The sequence below is a fragment of the Streptomyces sp. NPDC005195 genome, from assembly GCF_040608315.1.
GTDB classification, from domain to species: domain Bacteria; phylum Actinomycetota; class Actinomycetes; order Streptomycetales; family Streptomycetaceae; genus Streptomyces; species Streptomyces kaempferi.
The window spans coordinates 1-1,206 of record NZ_JBEXHZ010000368.1; the positions used below are offsets into that span (position 1 = coordinate 1).

Below are 1,206 nucleotides of genomic sequence, written 5' to 3' on the forward strand. Positions count from 1 at the left end.
CGTGGCAGATCACCTGCGTCCCAGGGGCCAACTCACCCAAAACAACCATCGCCGAGCGCTCTACCTGCACTGATGCGCTAAATCACCGGCATTGCTCTGACGTGGGAATCCGACGCTTCGTGGCAGCCGGCCGACGAAGCGGGTGACATCTGCCGGGGGCGGAAGCCGCACCACCGCCGACACGCCGGTGAGACACCCGGGCGGAGTTGAGCACAGGGATGGACGGGAAGCTCGGCCGGCCGGCCGGCCGCTGCCCGTGAAGCATCTCCAGAACTTCGCCGACGTCGGTAGCATCACACGCTTCGATGCCGTAACTCACTTCTGTGGCGCGGACGTTGAGTACCGGCAGATCGAGCGCTCCCGCACCGCGGTGCTTTCGGCAACGCCAACTGCTCGAGGATTCCTCCTACATGGTGGGCGTCTTCGAGTCCCGGCCCGGTATCGACCGGATCTCAGCACCGACTACGACAAGCGGGAGCGGGCGGAGTGCGGGTGACGGACATGTCCCCGCACGGACGCGGATTCCCTCACTGCTTGGCGCCGAAGTCCTGTGTCCACCACGGGCCGCCCGACCCCTTGTGGACGCCCACGCCGATGTTCTTGAACGCGCAGTTGAGAATGTTGGCGCGGTGGCCGGGGCTGTTCATCCAGGACTCCATCACCGCCTCCGGCGTCTGCTGGCCCTGGGCGATGTTCTCGCCGTACGTGGACCAGCGGTAGCCCGCCGCGGTGATGCGCTGCCCCGGGTCGGCACCGTCCGGGTTGGTGTGTTCGAAGAAGTTACGGGCGGCCATGTCGTCGGAGTGTGCCTGAGCGGCCTTCTCCAGCTGCGCGTCCTCGGTGAGCGGGCCGCAGCCCGCCGTCGCACGCTCCTGGTTCACCAGCGCGACCACCTGCGCGACGGTGGTCGTCGGAGCCGCCGCCACCTTCGACGCACTGGCCGAAGCCTTGGCGGGCGACGCGGATCTCCGGAGTGTCGGCACACTCTTCTTCGTGGCGGACGGGGTCTTGGACGGGCTCGCCTTCTTCGACGCCGACGCGGACGGTGTCACGGACGCCAAAGCAGACGGGGAGGCCGACGGCGTGACATCGGAGGCGCTGGACGCCGAGAGACCCACGACGTGGTCGTCGGCGGTCTGCGCGGCGCTCCCTCCCCCACCCCCGCTCCCGGGATCCGAACCGAAGTACCAGAGACCACCGCCGGCC

Annotated in this window: 1 protein-coding gene; it reads right to left on the minus strand. The window is 68.4% G+C overall.

The window, feature by feature from the left end; genetic code table 11:
• Nucleotides 1-527 precede the first annotated feature (527 nt).
• Nucleotides 528-1,206: CAP domain-containing protein (locus ABZV34_RS39720; RefSeq protein ID WP_356288253.1), on the minus strand; the 679-nt coding region annotated here is incomplete at its 5' end.